This window comes from Photobacterium sp. ABD4_091, assembly GCF_056160145.1.
In genome coordinates, this window is record NZ_JBSWWQ010000001.1 from 359,581 (window position 1) to 382,480 (window position 22,900).

Consider the following 22,900-nt stretch of genomic DNA (forward strand, 5'->3'; position numbering starts at 1 on the left):
ACATATCCCTGTAACAGTGAGCCTGAAGTCACTCTAGCATAGGCCAGCACCATGACCCACTGTTAAATAAGCACTAAATATGAGCCAGATATATCTATTTAGCCAACTAAGTACCAGCTAAGTAGCAACTATGTAATAGCCGGTTAGTTTTCCTGACTGTACAAATCATCCACCGACTTAGCATCGGAAACCTTACATTGGCAGATCTGGTTAAGGATACTCAATAACCGCTCTTTATTCAGTGGCAGCGGGTTGCCCTTGATCGAATTAGACAACAACGCATCTTCCGCCACTTCCTCAAACATGACATTGCAGAACCCATATTCGGTTACCGAAGGCAAATTCAACCGCTTCAAGGTTCTTTTTGTCCAGGCTATACCGTCAATGATTTCGGCATTCATCCGCCCTGTCAGGATACAAGCCAACTGGCGGTAGCGGTTAAGGACATCGGCTCTGCCTGCCTCGCGGGCAGCCAACACATTTTCCTGCATCACATAGGGGGCTAACTGGGCAGTGATCAGGCCATGGGGAGCCTGGAGCCGGCCACCTAGCGACGAGGCTAGGCCATGTGCTGCTCCCAGCTTGGCATTGGCCAGTGCCATCCCGCCAAGCATCGCGGCAAAAGCCATATCCGATCGGGCACGGGGATCATCGTCCTCGCAGGCTGCCAAAATAGCCCCGGACAACCGGCGCAATCCCTCTTCACACACCATATCGGTCAGTGGGTTGGGCTCGCCACACACATACGACTCCATCAAATGGGTAAACGCATCCATCCCGCAACAGCCAGACATTACTGGATCCATGCCATAAGTCAGGGTTGGGTCGACAATGGCCAAATCCGGCAACATATCGGGGCTACGCAGCCCCACTTTGACATTTTCCTGGGCAGAGCGAAGCACCGCACTTTTACTCACTTCCGAGCCCGTTCCGGCTGTGGTGGGCACCGCGATAAACGGAATGGGTTTGGCCTGCAGCGGTACATTGCGCCCGACCACCTCGACATAATCGTAGACGCTGCCCTGATTGGGGATCAGTGCCGCCAGCGCCTTGCCCGCATCGAGCACACTGCCACCGCCAATAGCCAATACCATATCAGGGCGGAACTTGCGCCCCATCGCAGCCATCTCTTCTACCATGGCAATAAGCGGCTCACCATGAACGGCCACTTGCTGGTAACGCATCCCCTGCTGCTTGAAATAGCTGATCAGCGGCTCAGCCCGGGCGCTGTCACGCCCCGTAACCAACAATACACTGTAGCCAAACTGGTTTAATGTCGACAGGGAGTTATTCAAGGCACCTTCCCCAAAAATTATCCGGGTGGCCGTCATAAACTGAAACATAGGCACTCCATTCCGTATTTTTGTTTAATTATTATCGAGTGTGCCCCGTTACCCATTCCTTTTTTTGATTCTGAGCAACTTTTCACCATTGAATAGCAGCCTCGTCGCGATACTCTGCGAGGTGTCACATTTCAAACTGGCAATCAATTTTTCACAACTCTAGTGCTACCTGCACAGCAAATATGTCTAAATACTCATAGGCCGGCAAAAGCATTACCTATCAACCAGATAACCTCCAATACATCATCATTGCTACCAATATGTTTCATGAAAAACATTAACCAGAGATATTTTAATGTCATTTTTTCGCTGTCACAAAAGTGACCAAAAGTTTAAATGTTATCGTCATTTGTGAATGACATGCTGCCCCCAGCTAATAAAAAGGCAATGACGCCATTAGGTTATTTCCAGGGGATTAAAATGAAAAAAGCAGCATTGGCATCAGCAATCTTAGCCACACTTTTGTCTGGCGCCGCAAGCGCCGCTACTGTTTACCAAGATGATTCAACTTCACTGAGTGTTGGCGGCCGTGCAGAGGCACGTTTCAATCTGTCAGATAACAATCAGTACGACGATGGTGTGACAGACTCTACCGTTAAGAACGGTGATAGCACTTTCCAAGACAAAAGCCGAGCGCGGGTCAACCTGAAAGGAAAAACCCAAATCGCAGATGGCCTAGGTGCATTTGGTACTTATGAGGTGGAACTTGATAACGGCAAAAGTACTGACGTTGAGACCCGTTACCTATTTGCCGGGCTTGATACGGAATACGGTGCCTTCTCTTACGGCCAACAAGACTCTGCCCAGGTTATCTTGACTGACTTCACCGATATCCTAGCGACCTTCGGCGGCGATGCGGCTGATCTTATCGACGGAAACAAGGACAAGCGTGAAAGCAACTTTGTCTACTCGGGTTCATTCAACGACCTGACTGTCACTGCTAACTACATTGCTGACACATCCGACAATTCAGACACCTATGGTATTTCTTTCGTTTACTCCCTGCCTATGGGTCTTGACCTTGGCGCGGGTTATGTCGATGGCAAAAAAGGTGATACTGATACAGACCAGTACAACCTCGTCGCAGCATACACATACAACGATTTCTACATCTCTGGCCTATACGCTGCCGGCTCTGCTGGTGATGATGACTTAACAGCCTATGAAGTGGCTGCAGCGTACCAGTACGACAAGTTCACTTTCCAGGGTGTGTACAACTACCAGGAAACCGACCCGAAAGGCGCTTCATCAATCGACGAAGTTGACTATTTTGCGATTGAGGGTATCTACAAGTTCAACGGTAATTTCCGCGTCTACGCCGGCTACCTATTCAACCAGCTAGATACTGATGATCTGAGCAAGAAAGACGATGAGCTCCAGGCCGGTCTTCGCTACGACTTCTAAGTTGAGTTAAGCCGCACTGGTAAAAGTTACCATCGCTTTATTATGCATACCGGGCATTCAGCCCGGTATTTTTGCAGCTTTTATCCTCAATCGGTTTTGTCTATCACACCAAGAGATAAATCCCTCTTTCTCATCCTTGCCAGTCACGTTATAGTAACTCCATCAAATTTAAGGAGAGACGTCATGTTCGTTGTTATTTTCGGCCGCCCTGGTTGCCCATTCTGTGTTCGCGCTAAAGATCTTGCTGACAAACTAAAAGAAGAACGCGAAGATTTTAACTACCGTTACGTTGATATCCACGCGGAAGGCATCAGCAAAGCTGACCTAGAAAAAACCGTTGGCAAGCCAGTAGAAACTGTACCTCAGATCTTCATCGACCAAGAGCACATCGGAGGCTGTACAGAATTCGAAGCATACGCAAAAGAAAACCTAGGCTTGTTCCAATAAGCTGTAAGCAACAAGTTTAGTAACATTTTCTTAAAAAGGCTGAAATATCAGCCTTTTTTATTACCTATCGTTTTATTTGCCAGCAGAATAGTTCGAAATTTTTCTGTCAATAGCGATGATTTCCGGTATGCCGAGAACATAAAATCAGCTAGAATTTCACCACTTTTTGCTGCTCTCTCATCTCGGAAAAAACTGTTGTGAATATCGATGTCGCCGCACTCCTTCATCAGAATGATATTCTGTTGCTCTTTGTGGTACTTGCTGTTGGCCTGTCGGCCGGAAAGATTCGCATTGCAAATATGCAATTAGGGAACTCGATCGGGGTTCTTATCACTGCCCTCCTGTTTGGTAACGCCGGTTTTACCTTTGACGCTGAAGCACTGAACATCGGCTTTATGCTGTTCATCTTTTGTGTCGGCATCGAGGCTGGCCCTAACTTCTTCGGTATCTTTTTCCGTGATGGCAAGCATTATTTGATGCTGGCTATGGTCGTGATCCTCTCGGCGATTTTCATTACCGTCACCATGAGTAACTACCTTGGCCTCGGGCTAGGTTTGAGTACTGGTTTGATGGCAGGCTCCCTGACGGCAACACCAGTCTTAGTTGGCGCGAAAGATGCCTTGGCTAGCGGCCTATCCAGTATTTCCGATCCCGACAGTATCCAGCAAATCATCGACAGCATCAGTGTCGGCTACGCCATGTCCTACTTGATTGGCTTGGTCAGCGTGATTGTCCTGGCGAAACTGATGCCTAAGCTGCAAAAGCAAAACCTTGCGGAATCATCACAGCAGATCGCCCGTGAGCGCGGCATCGGTGAAAGTGCCCAGCGAAAGGTATACTTGCCAATCATCCGTGCCTACCGCGTCGGCCCGGAGCTCATTAACTGGATTGACGGCCGCAACCTGCGTGAGCTGGGTATCTACCGCCAAACGGGTTGCTACATTGAGCGGATCCGCCGTAACGGCATTCTGGCCAACCCGGATGGTGATGCGATTTTGCAAGAAGGCGATGAAATCGCGCTTGTCGGCTACCCAGATAGCCATGCCCGCCTCGATCCGAGCTTCCGCAATGGTAAAGAGGTTTTCGACCGTGACCTGCTTGACTTGCGTATCGTCGAAGAAGAGATCGTGGTAAAGAACGACAGCATTGCCGGCAAACGTCTATCCGAGCTGAACCTGTCAGAGTACGGCTGTTTCCTCAACCGCGTGGTCCGAGCCCAGATCGAGATGCCGATGGATCATAATATCCTGCTGAGCAAAGGGGACATCCTCCAGGTCAGTGGCGAAAAGAGCCGGGTAATGGGGCTTGCAGAACGCATTGGTTTCATCTCGGTACACAGCCAGATCGCCGACCTGCTGGCGTTCTGCTGCTTCTTCATTATTGGTTTGCTGGTAGGTACCATCACCATGACCTTCGGCCAAATAGCCTTCGGGCTAGGTAGTGCTGCCGGCCTTTTGGTGGCAGGTATCACGCTTGGCTTCCTGCGAGCCAACCACCCGACTTTCGGCTACGTCCCGCAGGGTGCGCTGAATATGACCAAAGATCTCGGCCTGATGGTATTTATGGTCGGAATTGGCTTGAGCGCAGGTTCGAACCTGTTCGACTCGCTGTCGCAAGTCGGCTTGGCCGTATTCTCGGCCAGTTTGATGGTTAGCGTGATCCCAGTGGTGCTGGCTTACCTGTTCGGTGCCTATGTGCTCAAGATGAACCGTGCCCTATTGTTTGGCGCTATCATCGGTGCCCGCACCTGTGCCCCGGCGATGGATATGATCAACGAACATGCCCGCAGTACCATTCCGGCACTGGGTTATGCTGGTACCTATGCCATAGCCAACGTCTTGCTGACGATAGCCGGTACCCTGTTTGTGATCCTCAGTTAGGGCGTCGCAACCTCCCCGAAATCACGTGCCCTCTGCAGCAAACTGCGAGGGCATTTTTTTGCTTAATATGCCACTGCCGAGTCAGCACATATTCAGTCCATTTCATCTAAGCTATATAGAGTTAAAATTCGCCGTATATCCCTGATTAGCACCACAAATTGCTAGGAAATATTCGCCACTTCACACTCTATTCAGTATATTGATTGGATAGATAGAAAACTATTGGTAATCAAAACTATGCGTATCCTTATTGTTGAAGACGATCCGATTCTGAGCCACCACTTGAAATCTCAGCTAAGTGAAATGGGCCACCAGGTTCAGTGTGCCGGAACGGCTGAAGAAGGCTTATTTTTTGCCCAGGATTACCCAAACGATGTGGCTATCGTTGATATCGGCCTGCCCGACCGCGATGGTATCAGCCTGATCAAAGATATGCGTGAGAAAGGCCTGCGCTTGCCGATCCTGATTTTGACCGCCCGCTCTAACTGGCAAGACAAGGTCACCGGGCTTGAAGCCGGTGCCGATGACTATCTCGTCAAGCCTTTCCAGAAAGAAGAAATGGTCGCGCGCCTCAGCGCACTGGTTCGCCGCAGTGCTGGCTTTGTGAAGCCTGAAATGACCGCTGGCGATATTCGTGTCGATCTACTGGCGAAACAAGTCTTCATCCAGGAAAACCTGCTTGAACTGACTGCGTTCGAATACGACTTGCTGGAATACTTAATGCGCCACAGCCGTCAGGTAGTATCAAAGCAGCGCCTGCTGGATGTACTGTACGAAGATCAGGAAGGTGATCCGAACACTATCGAGGTGATGATCAGTCGCCTCCGCAAGAAATTCACTAATAACGGTCAGGAAAACCCAATCTCCACTATCCGTGGCCAGGGCTACATTTTCGAACTTCAAGCGCAATAATGAAGAGAATTATCCAGCCTAGGCTACGCCGCCGGGTACTTGTTACCTCGGTCGCGATCATTGTGCTAATCACCTCTGCCCTAGCGGGGGTGATTAACCAACTGTATAGCCAAAGTTACATGGCGGCTTATTCATCCGAGCTGGTCGCACAGATGCCAATGGTAGTGGCCCAGCTCAACCGAGCAGGCTTGATCAAGGATGTCGACAAGTGGATTGACTCCGTCGACCCTTCCGACACCGATTACATGTCTGTCGTTTGTGATAAGTCAGACCATACTATTTGGCTTTCCGATGAGGCCAAAGAGGCCAACATCGGTAATATATGCCGCGAGCTTCCCGACAATATCCCAGTCCCGACTTTGGTAGAGACCGAAGAGGGAGAAAAGTATATTGCCTATAACATGAGCCAAGAGCGTGAAGGCGGCACGGTATACCAGCTTGTGGTACTGCGTTCAGGCGATTCCTATGTATCGTCGCTCAACCAGCTGCACAAGCGAACGACCTTCTACCTCGGGCTGTTTGTGCTTATCGCGATTGCATTCCTGATTGCTGCCTTCCACTGGAGTTTCCAGCCACTGCGCAAAATGGCGGCACAGCTCGATCAGATGACCGACTCCAAGCGGGACAAGCTGGATGACGATTTCCCGATGGAGCTGCAGGATGTGACCTTGGCGCTTAACCGCCTGATTGAGATCAGCAACGCGCAAAAAGGCCGTTACCGCCATGCGATGGATGACTTGGCACACAGCCTGAAAACCCGTTTGGCAGCCACCAATGCCCTGCTAGACGACAAAGAGATCCCTCGCTTTGAGCTAAACCAGCGGGTAATGGAGCAGATCAGCCAAATGGATGAACTCGTCCAGTACCAGCTAAAGCGCGCCATGATGGGACAGCAGGGCCTGCAGAAAGACAAGACCGAGCTAAAGCCCCTGACAGACAGTTTCAGCCGTTTGCTCAGCAAGGTGTATAACGAGAAGAATGTCTCTCTGCGTTGCTTCTTCAACGACAAATTGACACTACCGGTCAACCGCAGTGACTTGATGGAGTTGCTAGGCAACCTGCTGGAAAATGCCTACCGCTTCTGTATTACCGAGGTCAGGGTTATTGTTCAGGAAAAGCCTGATCGCTACATCATTATCATTGAAGATGATGGCCCAGGTGTACCAGAAGAAATGCGTGAAGCCATCTTCCAGCGTGGCGTCCGTGCTGACCAGCTCAACCCCGGACAAGGGATTGGCCTGTCGGTTTGCCATGAAATCGTGATGAGCTATAAAGGCACCATCCATGTCAAAACGGCATCGATTGAAGGGGCTGCCTTTGTGATTGAACTGCCGAAGGATTAATTCCGACTTTCAGCTATCGACAAGCACAAAAAAACCGCCAGTGTTGGCGGTTTTTTATTACCCGGCATTCAAGCCACAGTTAGATGTCCTGGACATCAAACTCAACAGCTGGGTTCACATCAGCGTCGTAGTCAACCGCTTCGATACCGAAACCGAACAGCTTCAAGAACTCGTCTTTGTACTGCTGGTAGTCAGCGACGTCGAATAGGTTCTCGTTGGTTACGTTAGGCCACAGGTCACGGCAGTGCTTCTGGATGTCTTCACGTAGTTCCCAGTCATCCAAGCGCAGACGGTTCTCACTGTCCAGCTCAGGTGCGCTGCCATCTTCTTTGAACAGGCGCTGGGTAAACATACGGTGGATTTGCTCCATGCAACCTTCGTGTACACCTTCTTCACGCATCTTCTTGAACACCATAGCGATGTAAAGAGGCATAACAGGAATCGCCGAGCTCGCCTGAGTCACAACACTCTTCAGTACCGCAACGTTAGCAGAGCCGCCAGTCGCAGACAGTTTGTCGTTAAGCTCAGTTGCTGCGCGGTCTAGATCCATCTTCGCCTGGCCCAGGGCACCGTGCCAGTAGATTGGCCAAGTGATTTCTGTACCGATGTAGCTATAGGCAACCGTCTTACAGCCATCAGCCAGAACGCCGGCTTCTGACAGGGCATTGATCCACAGTTCCCAATCCTGACCACCCATAACGGTAACAGTATCAGCCACTTCCTGCTCACTTGCAGGCTCGATGCTTGCTTCGATCAGCACATCTTTGTTGGTATCAACAGCCGTTGCCGTGTAAGTTTCACCCATTGGCTTAAGCGTAGAGCGAATCACTTCACCTGAGTCTGGCATTTTACGAACTGGAGAAGCCAGTGAGTAAACAACCATGTCAATTTGACCTAGATCTTCTTTGATCAGGTCAATCACTTTTTGTTTTGCTTCGTGAGAGAAAGCATCACCATTCAAGCTCTTGGAGTACAGGCCTTCTTCTTTGGCAAACTTGTCGAATGCGGCAGAGTTGTACCAGCCTGCTGTACCCGGTTTCTTTTCAGTACCCGGCTTTTCGAAGAACACACCAATTGTTGCAGCACCGCCACCGAAAGCAGCAGCAATACGCGAAGACAGGCCATAGCCACTTGATGAACCTACCACCAGTACACGCTTAGGGGCATTGGCAATTGGGCCTTGTGCCTTGGTGTATGCAATCTGCTCTTTGACGTTTTCCTCACAACCCACTGGGTGAGTCGTTGTACAAATAAATCCACGAATTCTAGGTTTGATGATCATTTTCAACTTCCCTTACACAATTGACAGTAGGATAAAAGGTAAATGACAAAATCGCATTAAATTTATGAGCGAAAACGCTAATTTCAGCAGTGGTTGGAGGTGTTCCGCGCGGAAAATCACAGAAATAGACCAAAAAAAGTGCCACGCGAATGCGTGACACATGGGAGACACCAGGTTTATTGTTCACAAGGCATAAGCCTTAGGCTGCTTTTCCCGGCTGCAAGCCGCCTTTTTTGAAGTGGGCAGCAGAGAAGTGATCCACCTGGATCGCTCTCTGTCTTAGCTGGTCAGCATTCTGCATCTTTTTCACTTCAGCTTCTGTGACGATCCCCGCATCGAGGGCAATTTGTAACTTCTCTGTTAACGAAACCTTGCGCGGGATCTCACCAGCTTTGACGGCCTTGGCGATCTTACGCTCAAGATCTTTCACCTCGTACATGGCAACAAAAGCACGCTCCATCAGGCCAACCGGATCGTCCTCATGCTTGCCGACGTAGCAAAGGTGGGTCAAGCGATCACGCTGCTTGCCAGGACGCATCAACAGCTCTGCAATCTTCACAGCTACCTCATCTTTCGGCGCAGCATAGTGAATACCCAACGGGAACAACAAGGTGCGCAGCAAGCGACCAATGCCTTTGCGCGGGAAGTTAGCCAGCACTTCGTCGAACGCAACGCCACACTGGTGCAAACAATGCTGCAGGCCATAATGAACAAACGGCAAGTCTTGCTGCTGGCGGCCTTCGTCTTCGTAACGCTTGAGCACCGCAGATGCCAGATACAAGTGACTTAATACATCACCCAAACGTGCCGACACCATCTCACGACGCTTCAGTTCACCACCCAAGCTCAACATGGCAAAGTCTGCGGCAACAGCCAGTGCCCGGCTCATACGCGACAGCTGCTTGTAGTATTTCGCGGTTTCGCCACTGACTGGCGAACTATTGAAACGCGAACCGCTAAAGGCATTGAGCAGCGACTTACTGACATTGCCTACCGCAAAGCTGATATGGCTAGCCAGCAGTTTGTCAAAGTCCTTGGCCCCTTCCCTGCTATCCGGGTTGGCTGCCGCTTCCATCTCGCTCAATACATATGGGTGGCATCGGGTCGCCCCCTGGCCGAAGATCATCAGGTTTCGGGTCAGGATATTGGCCCCTTCCACAGTAATCGCGACCGGCATACCGAAGTAATGGTGGCCAATATAGTTCATCGGCCCAAGCTGGATTGCACGTCCGGCATGGACGTCCATGGCATCATTGAGGATGGTACGGGCCATTTCAGTCATATGGTATTTGGCAATCGCCGTGACGATTCCCGGTGTTTCGTCCATATCGAGAGACGTCGTCGTCAGGGTTCGGGATGCTTCTAGCATATAGGTGAAACCACCGATTCGCCCCATCGCCTGTGCTACACCTTCGAAGTTACCAATCGACATACCGAATTGCTTACGCACATAGGCATAAGCACCTGTGGTTCTTGCTGTCAGGTGGCCCACTGCGGTGCCGAGCGCAGGAAGAGAGATACCACGGCCTGCAGACAGACACTCCACCAGCATACGCCAGCCACGACCGACATAATCCTGTCCGCCGATGACCCAATCCATCGGGATAAAGACATCATTGCCACGGGTCGGTCCGTTCATGAAGGCAAGATTAAGTGGATCATGGCGCTCACCGATTTCTACACCAGGGTGATCCGCCGGGATCAAAGCACAGGTAATACCCAGCTCTTTCTTGTCACCAATCAAGCCGTCAGGATCCTGTAGCTTGAACGCCAAGCCAAGCACGGTAGCAACGGGAGCCAGGGTGATGTAACGCTTGTTCCAGCTCACGCGGATACCCAGCACTTGCTCACCTTGGTATTCGTCGTAGCACACCACGCCTTGATCGGGAATACCACCGGCATCTGAACCTGCTTCAGGCCCAGTCAACGCGAAACATGGGATATCTTCACCATGAGCTAGGCGAGGCAGCCAGTAGTCTTTCTGCTCTTGGGTGCCGTAATGGGTCAAGAGCTCACCTGGGCCTAATGAGTTCGGTACCATAACCGATACCGCAGCACTCAAGCTTTTGGTCGCAATGCGGGTTACGATGGTTGAGTTGGCATGGGCGGAAAAGTCCAAACCACCATATTCCTTACCGATAATCAGCGAGAAGAATTTTTCCTTACGCAGATACTCCCACACTTCTGTTGGCAGATCTTTATCTTCCTGGACAATCTGATAGTCGTTCAGCATATCCAACAGCGGCTCTAGCTTGTTGTCGATGAACGCCTGCTCCTCATCACTCAACTTAGGCTGCGGGTAGGTCAGCAGGGTATTCCAATTCGGATTCCCGCCAAACAGCTCACCATCCCACCAGACACTACCGGCCTCCATGGCCTCTCGCTCGGTGTCGGAAAGTGGCGGCAGCACTTTTTTGAACATTTTGAATGCGGGATCACTGAGATAGCGTTTTCTTAGCTTGGTTAACGTACTCATGTTTCAGGTCCTTTTGTCACTTTTATCGTTTTTGGTTTTATGGTTTGTTACATAGTTTTACTGTGTTCCTGTTGGCTGTTCGCTGATTAGCGAAAGCGATTGTTCTATTGGTGCAGCAACGCCTGCTGCCAAGTAAGGCACCATACGCTCGATCAAATCTTCAGGCTTTACCTTGCGGGAGAAGTCATTTTCAGCAATCTCACACAGTGCGGTAGACGAGGCCATAGTGAAAACCGATGCCCCGAGTGTGAAATGCAAACGCCAGAATAAAGTTTCAGGATCCAAAGAAGGGTTGGCGCGGCACACCGCGGTAGTAAATAAGTTCAACACCTGGTCATAGCGGGTCATGATGAACCAGCGCAAGTGACCTTGTACATCGGTGTACCCCCTACCAATCAACGACATAAACACAGTCGCTCCATTGGCACGGTATTCATTCAGTGATAACAACGGATCTTTGATACAGCGGAAGACATCTTCCATCGAAAAGTCGTCGCGGGTCAGTAGTACTGCCAGTTCTGATTGTAACGAAGGCATAAATGCCTCGAGGTAGCGACCAAGCACCGCCCTGACCAAGGTTTTCTTGTCGCCATAGTGATAATTAACAGACGCCAGATTCACCCCAGCTTTGCTGGTAATGGTTCGCAGTGACGTGTCTTTGAAGCCGTGTTCGGCAAAGAGTAGCTCGGCAGCATCCAGGATACGTGCCTTGGTTTCTCCCTTTCCAGCCATATTCATTCACCCGTATTAAACACTTGTTTAAACTTTACATCTAAGAAACATTTTTAACAAGTCGCAAATATACACCATGTTGTAACACATTGATATTTTGGCCTTTTGATGCAAAAGCCGTGAAGGCGATCAATTTTTTGAGAGCTTTTAAGCGGTCAGCTACCGGAAAAATCTGTCTTACCGGCGTCTCATAAAAACAGTTTGAGAATCGAGCACAGAAAAAAAAACTGAGAAAGTGAAAAAATAATGGAACAAAGCCCACATTGGCGGGTCATAACTATTGCCACTGCTTTTTCTTAGAAGACATTCTTCGAAACCCGTCCCCACCTATGGAGATGGGTTTTCTTTATTTTGCCCTTTATTTCCCATACAGCGTTGTTAGTTGATATAAAATCAAACAGTTATAAAAAATTATCGTTTTTTTTGCATTTTTTCTGAACTAACCAAAAAAGAGCTAGTCATATATAGTGACATTCAGATTAAAGACTTTTCACAAATTGCTGGCCGCAAATTGCATTTACTCTTTAATCTATCAATGCCACTGCTGCTAAACTCCTAATTGTATATAGAGCGTTGCCCACTTTAATTAAAGTGGGCTTTTTTTTACCCGTAGCTCATAGCTCATAGCTCATAGCTCATAGCTCATAGCTCATAGCTCATAGCTCATAGCTCATAGCTCATAGCTCATAGCTCATAGCTCATAGCTCATAGCTCATAGCTCATAGCTCATAGCCAGTATCTGTTCTAATATCCCTTTTTCAAAAAAATATTAATTTATTTGAACCAAACGAATTTTGGCCAGTCATATATAGTGACATTCATATTAAAGGCGCAAATTACAAGCTAACTCTTATCTTCGTATATTTGCGGTTTTAATCATTGATGCCACTGCTGCTAAACTCCTAATTGTGTATATAGAGCTTTCGCCCACTCCTTTGAGTGGGCTTTTTTTTATTCAAATTAATTTAATTTTTTTTGAACTATCTGGATTTCAGCCAGTCTTATTTACATGTTTCAGATTAAAGGTTCGGTTCATAGAGGTTTATCTCCCCTTCCTTTAATTGTGATGCCACTGCTGCTTAACTCCTAATTGTGTATATAGGTTTATGCCCACTGAATGTCAGTGGGCTTTTTTTTACCCTATTCAGAATTAAACCATGCCTATACACGTTTACCATACCCATATTAAAACCAGTCACTTACGTGCTTATTCGCCGCTATCTGATCGGCATACCTATAAATCAGGTTTATGCGAAAGAAGGCTTTCATGATCAAGTGAAATGGAGAGCCACTGGCAAGTATTACCGGCATCAATCACTTTGCTGTTACGGTCAGCGGAATACGAGAACCCAGGCAGCGGCAAACCGGCCAATTGCGCCATTTTGCAATAATACTCCTCGCGGGTAGGGTGCTGTGGCGACGCCAAATGCAAAATTTGGTTTGATGGCCACCGGCTAACCAGTTGTGATATTGCCTTAACACAATCATCCAGGTGAATGAGGTTGACCCTATCCTTGCCATGCTCAATACCTTCGCGCCCGGACAGAAATCGGACCGGGTGCCGGCGAGGGCCAATCAAGCCAGCAAAGCGCATGACTACCGCCTGCTTCCCCCACTCTGCCAACAAGTACTGCTCTACCTCAAGATGAGCTTTGCCCGACAAGGTATTAGGGCGGGGTTCAGTGGCCTCGTCGACCTTTCCCTGACACTCGCCATATACCGCGGTACTACTAATGAACACCACCTTGCCAGTGCCCAACTGTTTTGCCGTGTCTGAGAGCCATTTTATATTTCTGACCCACTCTGTCGCTGCCCCTTCATGGCGGCCGGGAGGAACATTAATCACCAGTAGATCGGTTTCAAAGAACGCTTTCACAAGAGGAGTAATCTTATCCGCCTCTTGCTGTGAAGGTGATAGTGCTAGAGGAACCCCGCGTATGCCATATTCACCCAACATCTTGGCCTGCTCTGCGGACTGCTTGCTTCCCCAGGTTTCGATGCCCATACGGACAAAGTGCTTTGCCAGCGGTAAGCCAAACCACCCACAACCACAAAGGCTGACCTTCCCTATTTTGCCTCGTTGCATAGCCTCTCCCAGATCACAAAACCCTGAAAGTGGGTTTCATTTGACCGTCTATTATTTCGTCTTGATTTATTTTGAACTGTAAATTAATTCCCGTGAATTGAAAATTAGCTACAGAAAAACACGATATCAGCCCAATAAACTGTAATTTTGGCTAAAAATCTTTTCAGTTTTGAAAGAAAAAACTCGATCCCTGTCAAACTATAATAAAAATAGAAAGCGATATTCATGGATTTACTAGGAGCAGATCCATGAAAAGTAGTATAGTTTCATCAAAATGGCTTAAAGCTCTATATACGATGAGTAAGCCAGCAACGAAATTCAGTTACGAGCGGTAACCGCCATGAATACCCTAGAGAAAATTCAAAAGAATCTTGATAACTTCAGCAAGTCAGAACGCAAAGTGGCTGAAGTTATCCTAGCATCGCCACAGACTGCCATTCATTCGAGTATCGCAACTCTGGCTAAAATGGCGGATGTGAGTGAGCCAACCGTTAACCGCTTCTGTCGCCGCCTAGATACTAAAGGCTTCCCAGATTTTAAACTGCACCTGGCACAGAGCCTAGCGAACGGCACGCCTTATGTGAACCGTAACGTGGAAGAAGATGACGGCCCAGACGCTTACACCTCTAAAATTTTCGAGTCGACCATGGCATGTTTGGACGTAGCGAAGAACAGCCTAGACCCAATGCAGGTGAACCGCGCCGTTGACCTTTTGACCCAAGCCAAGAAAATTTCTTTCTTCGGCCTAGGTGCATCAGCATCTGTCGCTCACGATGCACAGAACAAGTTCTTCCGCTTCAATATCCCTATTGTCTGCTTCGACGACATTGTGATGCAGCGCATGAGCGTGATCAATTGCAGCGACGGTGACGTAGTGGTAATGATCTCCCATACCGGCCGTACCAAGAGTTTGGTCGAAGTTGCCCGCATGGCGCGTGAAAACGGTGCAACAGTTATCGGTATTACCGCGAAGGATTCACCGCTGGATCGCGAATGCTCGATATCTATCTGCCTAGATGTGCCAGAAGATACCGATGTCTACATGCCGATGGCTAGCCGCGTGGTCCAGATGACCGTCATCGATGTACTGGCTACAGGCTTTACGCTTCGCCGAGGTGCCGGCTTTCGCGAGAACCTTAAGCGTGTTAAAGAATCTCTGAAAGACTCTCGCTTCACTAAAGAAGGCATTATTTAAGCTTCTTGATTTATTGCTTCAGGATTTGATTGATAAGGCATGGCTCCGGCCGTGCCTTTTTCTTTTCCCCTCTCGATTAGTCGATCTTAAGCACAGCCCATCAACTACACATATCCCAACCAGAAAGCAAACTTCCGCCGTTATGGGCAATGTTGCCCATTAAAATTCTGCAATTTTTCTACCGTATGATGAAAAAACATGCATAACTAGTCCGACAATATGTTTTTTTCTTACAGTTTGTTGATAAAGAACAGCTTCTTTCTACCTTTATATGTAGTAAAATTTCACGCAATTCAATGAAGCAGATTTCTACAAGCAATCGTTTCGTTGGTAACCAATGATACAGATGGAGTTTCCGATGTCTGAAAGGCTAAGACGTACTAAAATCGTTACTACTTTGGGTCCTGCTACTGACCGCGACAACAATCTAGAAAAGATTATCGCTGCTGGTGCAAATGTTGTGCGAATGAATTTCTCTCACGGCAGCCCAGAGGATCACATCCAACGCACTAAGACTGTACGTGAAATCGCCGCCAAACTAGGTAAGCACGTTGCTATCCTAGGCGACCTCCAAGGCCCGAAAATCCGTGTGTCAACATTCAAAGACGGCAAAATTCAATTGGCGATCGGCGACAAGTTCACCCTAGACAGTGATCTAGCGAAAGGTGAAGGCGATCAGCAAGCTGTTGGTCTTGACTACAAAGAACTACCAAAAGACGTTGAGACAGGCGACATCCTGCTTCTTGATGATGGCCGTGTTCAATTGAAAGTCACTTCAGTTGAAGGCAACAAAGTTCACACAGAAGTGACAGTTGGCGGTCCACTATCAAACAACAAAGGCATCAACAAGAAAGGTGGTGGCCTTTCTGCAGAAGCCCTGACTGACAAAGATAAAGCAGACATTATCACTGCTGCTCAGATGGGTGTTGACTACCTAGCGGTATCTTTCCCACGTAACGGCGAAGACATGAAATATGCTCGCCGCCTAGCGATGGAAGCAGGCCTTGAAGCCAAGCTTGTTGCTAAGGTTGAGCGTGCAGAAGCGGTAGCAACTACTGAAGCGATGGATGACATCATCATGGCTTCTGACGCCGTAATGGTTGCTCGTGGTGACCTAGGTGTTGAAATCGGTGACCCAGAGCTAGTAGGCGTTCAGAAGAAACTGATCCGCCGTGCTCGCAGCCTGAACCGTACCGTGATCACTGCGACCCAGATGATGGAAACCATGATTACCAGCCCAATGCCGACGCGTGCTGAAGTGATGGACGTTGCTAACGCCGTACTTGATGGTACTGATGCGGTTATGCTTTCTGCTGAAACTGCAGCCGGTAGCTACCCGGTAGAAACAGTAACAGCGATGGCTGGCGTTTGTATGGGTGCAGAAAAAGAGCCAAGCATCAACGTATCTAACCACCGCCTAGCACGTACTTTCGAGTCTGCAGAAGAAACGATTGCGATGTCGACCATGTATGCAGCCAACCACATGGAAGGCGTGAAAGCGATGGTCTCAATGACTGAGTCTGGCCGTACGCCACTGATGATGTCTCGTATTTCATCTGGCAAGCCAATTTTCGCGATGTCTCGCAACGAAAACACGCTAAACCGCGCAGCGCTATTCCGTGGTGTGACTCCGGTTTACTTCGATCGTGACAGCGACGCAGGCCTAGAAGCAGCGAAACATGCTATAGAAAACCTGAAGGAAAAAGGTTTCCTATCTGTTGGCGACCTAGTGATCGTTACCCAAGGTGACGTAATGGATACTGTTGGCAGCACCAACAACATGCGTATCCTAACTGTAGAGTAATCAATAGCCTGATTTAAAAAAGCGTGATGGTGTTAACCATCACGCTTTTTTTATGCCTGTGTTTTTAAATACCCTGCTACGGGTACGTTTTATCTACCCTTACCCCATTATCGAAATAGAGTATCCTGACCGGGTCTTTTGGCTGGAACAGCATGGTGGAATTCACATCTTGGATCACATCAATCAGGGTGCCGTCTTCTGCCTTAATCAATAGCTCCACCAACCGGTACTGAACAATCTGTTGCGTCGGCTGGCGGTTATGCGCAATTCCTGCCCCGGCGACCGCGCCCACGGCCGTGGCAACTTCCCGACCGGTACCATCACCAAACTGATTGCCAATCAAGCCGCCAATCACGCCTCCCAACAGGGTTTCCCAGCCATTTCGCTGCGATTCTATCACCTCCTGGTGGGTGATATAGCGAACACTGTCCACCGCCCCGAACACCACCTGGTTCACCGTTCTAGCCTGGTTTCTGTTATACGGTGCCGCAGAAAGTGCCAAAGGTAAAATTAACAATAACACTAACCATTTTCTCATCATATAATCCTCTTTCCCGGCAACCTGAGCACTTGGGATTACGCTTTATTCCCAAGTAAAATAAGCTACATTTAGTGTAATTATGGCAATTTATCTTCCGGAACTTGATCCGGTCAATACTGATTTCCCAGCCCCTGAAACGGCACTGGCAGACCCGAACGGTTTGCTCGCCTTCGGTGGCGATCTTCGCCCAGAGCGCCTTGTCAGTGCTTACCGCCAAGGGATCTTCCCGTGGTTTTCTGAAGGTGAGCCCCTGCTGTGGTGGAGCCCTGCCCCGAGGGCGGTATTCTTGCCCGATCTGTTCAAGCCCAGTAAAAGCTTACGCAAATTCTACCGAAAATCTGGCTACCAAGTCACCTTGAACCACGCCTGCCATGAAGTCATTGAGCTATGTGCCAGTACCCGCAAGGCCGAGGAAACCTGGATCACCCAAGAAATGATCCAAGCCTACCAGCACCTGCACGATCTCGGTTTTTGCCACTCGGTGGAAGTCTGGCAGCAAGGCAAGCTCGTTGGCGGGCTGTATGGTATCAGTGTCGGCGGTGTGTTCTGCGGCGAATCGATGTTCTCGCTGGCCGACAACGCCTCCAAAATTGCCCTGTGGCTTTTTTGCGAGCATTTCAGTACCCATGGTGGCCAGCTGATTGATTGCCAGATAATGAATGACCACCTCGCCTCCCTCGGTGCAGCCGAAATGGAGCGGGCACTCTTCACCCATTTTCTCCACCAGCAAAGAGATGCCATACTGGGAGAGACCTGTTACCAGAATCAGGAGCTAACGTTCTCGACGATATGAGCAGTTTAAACAAGCTTCCTTTACGTATCGGTTTGACGCCGGAATCGTCATGCAGCTACCTTCCAGGGCAAAGCGAGCAGCTGGGGGTTGTTATGGATCAGCACTGGCTTTCCCCGGCCGGCTATGGCGTCTTATTGGCATCAGGCTACCGCCGCAGTGGCAGCGCGGTCTACAAGCCCATGTGCCAGCAATGCAGCTCCTGTGTGCCACTGCGAGTTGATTGCCCAGCTTTTCGCCCGTCGAAGAGCCAAAAGCGGCAGCTCAACCAGGTCGCCAAGCTACGCTGGGAGTTCAAATCTGAGCTGGATCCCGATTGGTACCCACTGTATGAACGTTACATCACCCAGCGCCATGCCGATGGCAGCATGTACCCACCAAACAAGGCACAGTTTTTTGAGTTTTGCACCGCCCCTTGGATGGATACCTTATTCCTCCATGTCTATGAGGAAGAAAAACTCATAGCCATTGCAGTGACCGATGTGTTTGAGGATGCAATGAGTGCGGTATATAGCTTCTTTGACCCAGGCAGCTCGCTTTCGCTCGGTACATTGTGCGTGCTCTACCAGATCCAGTATTGCCAGCGCTCAGGGCGTCGCTGGCTCTACCCCGGTTACCAAATAGACCAATGCAAAGCCATGAATTATAAAATTCGTTTCAAGCCCTACCAGAAGCTGCTAGGCAATGGATGGCAACATTTCGATGAAAACTGAGCTGCATTTTTCACCACTGTCTGAGGTAAATACGATAAAATACGTATTAATGCATCAGAGTAGCTGACAAAGCACATTCGCAGATGTAAAATTGCGGCCTAAACTTTACACTCAAACAGTTTCAAGGCATTATCCAGCCCGATCAGATGAATGGCTGGTAGCCTAAGAGGATTCAATGGCAAAAGAAGACGTAATTGAAATGCAAGGTACTGTGCTAGACACACTGCCTAACACTATGTTCCGCGTAGAGCTTGAGAACGGTCACGTTGTTACCGCTCACATTTCTGGCAAAATGCGTAAAAACTACATCCGTATTCTTACTGGTGACAAGGTAACTGTGGAATTGACTCCATACGACCTAACCAAAGGCCGCATCGTCTTCCGCGCCCGTTAATCTTATCGCAAGATTACAGAATACAAATAAAACCCGGCCTTTCGCCGGGTTTTATTTTTTCTGATGCCAAGAAGCCTTGCGCTACCTGCCCTTGCTTCTTTCGATAAAAACCCCTCATCATCACCGCAAAATTATTTTATTTGCCACTCCCCCTGTTCGGTTGTTTAATCGCCCTGCACCCAAAGGCCATAAGCGAGCGAGGTGTATGCGAGGGGTACGCCCTCACCTTCTTCTGTCATACCGTGAAATCTGTCTGCAGCACGGCCGTTTAGGAATGACAATGAAACGTATCGCAATGCATGATATGCAAGTAGAAATCAACCTATTGCACATGTGCGACATCGCAGCCACTATCCACCCAAAAGACCGACCGCTGAACACGTCGCCGCACCTTGAGCGACGTAAGAAACGCATGTCGCAAAGACGGGGACAACGGACGCTCGCTGGCTGCGTCTAACCCAATTTGGTTCACCTAGGATGTTCGCGGGGCCTATTGCATTCCCATCGCTCCGCACACCTACCTGATAAGTATTAACAAACCTGGTGCTTACAGTCTTGCGGCTGGGCCTTGCCACAGCCGTCATTCAACTGTCAGTACCCAATCACTACCCGAGGAAAAAGTAATGAGTGATTGGACGACTAAAAATGCGCGTGACGTTTACAACATCCCATATTGGGGACAGGGCTACTTTGATATCAACCCTCAGGGTGAAGTCGTGGCTAGGCCAAACAGCCAAGACCCGTTTAATACCATAGCCTTGTCACAGTTGGCGGATCAGTTAATCGCCAAGGGTGCATCTTTACCTGTTTTGGTTCGTTTCCCAGATATTCTCCACCACCGGGTCGATACCCTTTGCACGGTCTTTAACCAAGCCATCGACCACTACCAGTACCAAGGTGAATACCTGGCGGTGTACCCGATCAAAGTTAACCAGCAAGAGGCTGTTGTCAGTGAAATCTTGGCCAGCCAATATGCCAAGCAACAGCGCCAATTAGGCTTGGAAGCGGGCAGTAAGCCTGAGTTGATGGCGGTGCTGGCAATGGCACAGCAAGCTAGCTCGGTCATAGTCTGCAATGGCTACAAAGACAGGGAATACGTCCGCCTTGCCCTGATCGGCGAAAAGCTCGGCCACGATGTCTATATCGTGTTGGAAAAGCTCTCCGAGCTTAAAACCGTTATGCAAGAAGCTATCGAGCTGGGTGTTCGCCCTCGCCTTGGTTTACGTGCTCGCCTTGCATCCCAAGGCAAAGGCAAATGGCAGGCTAGCGGTGGCGAGAAGTCCAAATTTGGCCTCTCGGCGTCACAGGTGCTATCTGTGGTCGAGCAGTTACGTGACAACGATATGCTCGACTGCTTGCAGCTGCTGCATTTCCACCTCGGTTCGCAGATAGCCAATATCCGTGATGTCCGTAGCGGTGTCGGAGAAGCTGGCCGGGTATATGCCGAACTGAAGAAGCTAGGCGCAGGTATCACTACTGTTGATGTCGGTGGCGGCTTAGCTGTTGATTATGAAGGCACCCGTAGTCAGAGCAGCTGCTCAATGAACTATAGCCTGCGCGAATATGCCAATAACGTGGTCTATACCCTTGGAGATATCTGCAAGGAGTACGATATCCCAATGCCGAGAATTATCTCGGAGTCGGGCCGTAACCTGACTGCCCACCATGCGGTGCTGATCACTGACGTCATCGGAGTGGAAAGGTATAAACAAGAGCCGGTTAATCCGCCGGAGGAGTCAGCCCCGCAGATCCTGCACAATATGTGGCACTCATGGCGGGAGTTGATGACACTGACTGATTCACGCTCGCTGATAGAAATTTACCATGACAACCAGAGCGATCTGGCTGAAGTACACACTCAGTTTGCCTTAGGTATGCTGAGTTTCACCGAGCGGGCTTGGGCTGAACAAATCAGCCTGCGGCTGTGCTACGAGCTTGAGAAAATGCTGTCAGCGAAAAACCGCGCCCATCGCCCGTTACTGGACGAGCTTCATGAGCGCTTGGCTGACAAGTTCTTTGTGAACTTCTCGCTGTTCCAGTCATTGCCAGATGCCTGGGGGATCGACCAAGTCTTCCCTATCCTGCCGCTGAGCAACCTAGATAAGGAGCCGGAGCGCCGTGCGGTGATCCTCGACATTACCTGTGATTCCGACGGTGCCATCGAGCAATACGTCGAAGGACAAGGGATCGAGACAACACTGGCAGTCCCGGCCTGGAGCGATGAATCACCATACCGGATGGGCTTTTTCCTTGTTGGTGCCTATCAGGAAATCTTGGGCGATTTGCACAACTTGTTTGGTGATACCGATACGGCGATTGTCCGTGCCCAGCCAGGCGGCGGCTACGAAATTGAGCGGGTAGACCATGGCGACAGCGTCAAAGACGTGCTGCGCTCTGTCCGTCTTGATTCTGCCAGCTTCTTGGCCCAGTACGAACAGATGGTCAAGCAGCACTTGCCTGAACATGAGCACAGTGCCATCTTGAGCGAGCTCGAAGAAGGGCTAAATGGCTATACCTACTTGGAAGATGTCCAGAGCCAGCGTTAAGACATAACAACGCAAAATAACAAAACGTGGCCACCAGCATAGTGGTGGCCCTTTAACAGGACCCAATTATGGCAACCCTTGCAACTCACCCTGATTATTCGCTGACGGCAAATGCCTTTGGTTTTTTGCGCCAGCCGCTTGAATTTTACCCGCTTTCTAGCGATGCCGACGTCATTATCACCGGTGTCCCATTCGATATGGCGACAACCGGCCGCTCAGGCAGCCGCATGGGCCCCAACGCAATCCGCCAGGTATCAACCCACCTTGCTTGGGAGGGAAAGCGCTGGCCTTGGTCATTTGAGCTTAAAAGCAAGCTGACCATTGCTGATTGCGGTGACCTTGTGTTTGACAGCGGTGATGCTGCGCAAATGTGTGAACGCTTGGAAAACCATGCAACATCGCTGCTTGAAGCCGGCAAAACCCTGCTGACCTTCGGCGGTGACCACTTTGTCACCCTGCCGTTGCTGCGGGCACATGCCAAGAAATTTGGCAAAATGGCCCTGATCCACTTTGATGCCCATACCGATACCTATGACATGGGCAGCCAGTTTGACCACGGTACCATGTTCTACCATGCACCAAATGAAGGCTTGATTGACCCTGAGCAATCAATCCAGATCGGGATCCGTACCGACTATGACAACAAGCTTGGTTTCAATGTCTTGGATGCGGGCACTACCAACGACTGGTCGGTTGAACAGATTGTCGAAAAGATTAAGCACACTGTCGGTGATATGCCAGTATACCTGACCTTCGACATCGACTGCTTGGATCCGGCGTTCGCCCCGGGCACCGGAACCCCGGTATGTGGTGGGCTAACCTCAGACAAAGCGCTGAAAGTTATCCGCGGCTTGCAAGGCATCAACCTGGTGGGTATGGATGTGGTAGAAGTGGCACCGGCTTATGACCATGCCGACATGACCGCTTTGGCCGCGGCGACCATTGCAACAGACTTGCTTCATTTGTACGCGAGTAGGAAGTAAAGCGGGTCCTGGGCCCTGCAGAAGCTTTC

General features: G+C 49.6%; 19 protein-coding genes. 13 read left to right on the top strand and 6 right to left on the bottom strand.

The genetic code is table 11. The features are described from left to right. Nucleotides 1-143: 143 nt before the first annotated feature. The gene (locus ACXAGQ_RS01470; protein WP_475251200.1) at nt 144-1,343 is read right to left on the bottom strand and encodes an iron-containing alcohol dehydrogenase; all 1,200 of its coding nucleotides are present in this window, start codon (nt 1,341-1,343) and stop codon (nt 144-146) included. 420 nt (nt 1,344-1,763) lie between these two features. Here ACXAGQ_RS01470 and ACXAGQ_RS01475 point away from each other — a divergent pair, with 420 nt between their 5' ends. The 5 genes from ACXAGQ_RS01475 to ACXAGQ_RS01495 all read left to right on the top strand — a co-directional run bounded on the left by ACXAGQ_RS01475 (nt 1,764) and on the right by ACXAGQ_RS01495 (nt 7,329). Beyond that, on the top strand, nt 1,764-2,747 hold the full coding sequence (locus ACXAGQ_RS01475) for a porin (protein WP_475251202.1): 984 nt from the start codon (nt 1,764-1,766) through the stop codon (nt 2,745-2,747). A gap of 183 nt (nt 2,748-2,930) precedes the next feature. Then, on the top strand, nt 2,931-3,194 hold the full coding sequence (locus ACXAGQ_RS01480) for a GrxA family glutaredoxin (protein ID WP_475251204.1): 264 nt from the start codon (nt 2,931-2,933) through the stop codon (nt 3,192-3,194). Nucleotides 3,195-3,391: 197 nt separating this feature from the next. Then, nucleotides 3,392-5,074, top strand: a complete 1,683-nt coding sequence (locus ACXAGQ_RS01485; protein ID WP_475251206.1) for an aspartate:alanine antiporter — start codon at nt 3,392-3,394, stop codon at nt 5,072-5,074. Between the two features lie 237 nt (nt 5,075-5,311). Next, nucleotides 5,312-5,986: a response regulator gene (locus ACXAGQ_RS01490; RefSeq protein ID WP_107297463.1), complete on the top strand. Its 675-nt coding sequence runs from the start codon at nt 5,312-5,314 to the stop codon at nt 5,984-5,986. After that, nucleotides 5,986-7,329, top strand: a complete 1,344-nt coding sequence (locus ACXAGQ_RS01495) for an ATP-binding protein (protein WP_475251208.1) — start codon at nt 5,986-5,988, stop codon at nt 7,327-7,329. Before ACXAGQ_RS01490 ends, ACXAGQ_RS01495 begins: the two co-directional genes overlap by 1 nt. Before the next feature lie 79 nt (nt 7,330-7,408). Here ACXAGQ_RS01495 and fabV read toward each other — a convergent pair whose 3' ends face one another. From fabV to ACXAGQ_RS01515, 4 genes are all read right to left on the bottom strand, one after another. Beyond that, entirely contained in the window at nt 7,409-8,611 is a 1,203-nt protein-coding gene (gene fabV / locus ACXAGQ_RS01500) for an enoyl-ACP reductase FabV (RefSeq protein WP_475251210.1), read from the bottom strand. Nucleotides 8,612-8,810: 199 nt separating this feature from the next. Continuing rightward, a complete protein-coding gene (locus tag ACXAGQ_RS01505) occupies nt 8,811-11,087 on the bottom strand; it encodes an acyl-CoA dehydrogenase (RefSeq protein ID WP_475251212.1) in 2,277 nt (758 codons plus the stop codon). Between the two features lie 57 nt (nt 11,088-11,144). Further along, nucleotides 11,145-11,819: a TetR family transcriptional repressor PsrA gene (psrA, locus tag ACXAGQ_RS01510; protein ID WP_475251213.1), complete on the bottom strand. Its 675-nt coding sequence runs from the start codon at nt 11,817-11,819 to the stop codon at nt 11,145-11,147. Between the two features lie 1,234 nt (nt 11,820-13,053). Next, entirely contained in the window at nt 13,054-13,905 is an 852-nt protein-coding gene (locus ACXAGQ_RS01515) for an NAD-dependent epimerase/dehydratase family protein (protein WP_475251215.1), read from the bottom strand. A 340-nt stretch (nt 13,906-14,245) separates the two neighbouring features. Between ACXAGQ_RS01515 and ACXAGQ_RS01520 the strand changes: the two genes are divergently transcribed. Further along, nucleotides 14,246-15,100 (top strand): MurR/RpiR family transcriptional regulator, encoded by an 855-nt coding sequence (locus ACXAGQ_RS01520; protein ID WP_039457491.1) that lies wholly within the window; start codon nt 14,246-14,248, stop codon nt 15,098-15,100. 358 nt (nt 15,101-15,458) lie between these two features. Beyond that, nucleotides 15,459-16,904, top strand: coding sequence for a pyruvate kinase (gene pyk / locus ACXAGQ_RS01525; protein WP_475251217.1), 1,446 nt, complete (start codon nt 15,459-15,461; stop codon nt 16,902-16,904). 76 nt (nt 16,905-16,980) lie between these two features. Here the strand turns inward: pyk and ACXAGQ_RS01530 are convergent, their stop codons facing one another. After that, entirely contained in the window at nt 16,981-17,442 is a 462-nt protein-coding gene (locus ACXAGQ_RS01530) for a glycine zipper 2TM domain-containing protein (RefSeq protein WP_475251219.1), read from the bottom strand. Between the two features lie 82 nt (nt 17,443-17,524). Here ACXAGQ_RS01530 and aat point away from each other — a divergent pair, with 82 nt between their 5' ends. From aat to speB, 6 genes are all read left to right on the top strand, one after another. After that, nucleotides 17,525-18,238, top strand: a complete 714-nt coding sequence (gene aat / locus ACXAGQ_RS01535) for a leucyl/phenylalanyl-tRNA--protein transferase (protein WP_475251221.1) — start codon at nt 17,525-17,527, stop codon at nt 18,236-18,238. Then, entirely contained in the window at nt 18,235-18,948 is a 714-nt protein-coding gene (locus ACXAGQ_RS01540; RefSeq protein ID WP_475251223.1) for an arginyltransferase, read from the top strand. The genes aat and ACXAGQ_RS01540 overlap by 4 nt, the downstream gene beginning before the upstream one ends. Before the next feature lie 175 nt (nt 18,949-19,123). Then, entirely contained in the window at nt 19,124-19,342 is a 219-nt protein-coding gene (gene infA / locus ACXAGQ_RS01545; RefSeq protein ID WP_005298441.1) for a translation initiation factor IF-1, read from the top strand. A gap of 280 nt (nt 19,343-19,622) precedes the next feature. Continuing rightward, a complete protein-coding gene (locus tag ACXAGQ_RS01550) occupies nt 19,623-19,799 on the top strand; it encodes a hypothetical protein (protein ID WP_475251225.1) in 177 nt (58 codons plus the stop codon). 166 nt (nt 19,800-19,965) lie between these two features. After that, nucleotides 19,966-21,888, top strand: a complete 1,923-nt coding sequence (gene speA / locus ACXAGQ_RS01555) for a biosynthetic arginine decarboxylase (RefSeq protein WP_475251227.1) — start codon at nt 19,966-19,968, stop codon at nt 21,886-21,888. A gap of 68 nt (nt 21,889-21,956) precedes the next feature. Beyond that, nucleotides 21,957-22,871 (top strand): agmatinase, encoded by a 915-nt coding sequence (gene speB / locus ACXAGQ_RS01560; RefSeq protein ID WP_475251229.1) that lies wholly within the window; start codon nt 21,957-21,959, stop codon nt 22,869-22,871. Nucleotides 22,872-22,900 lie beyond the last annotated feature (29 nt).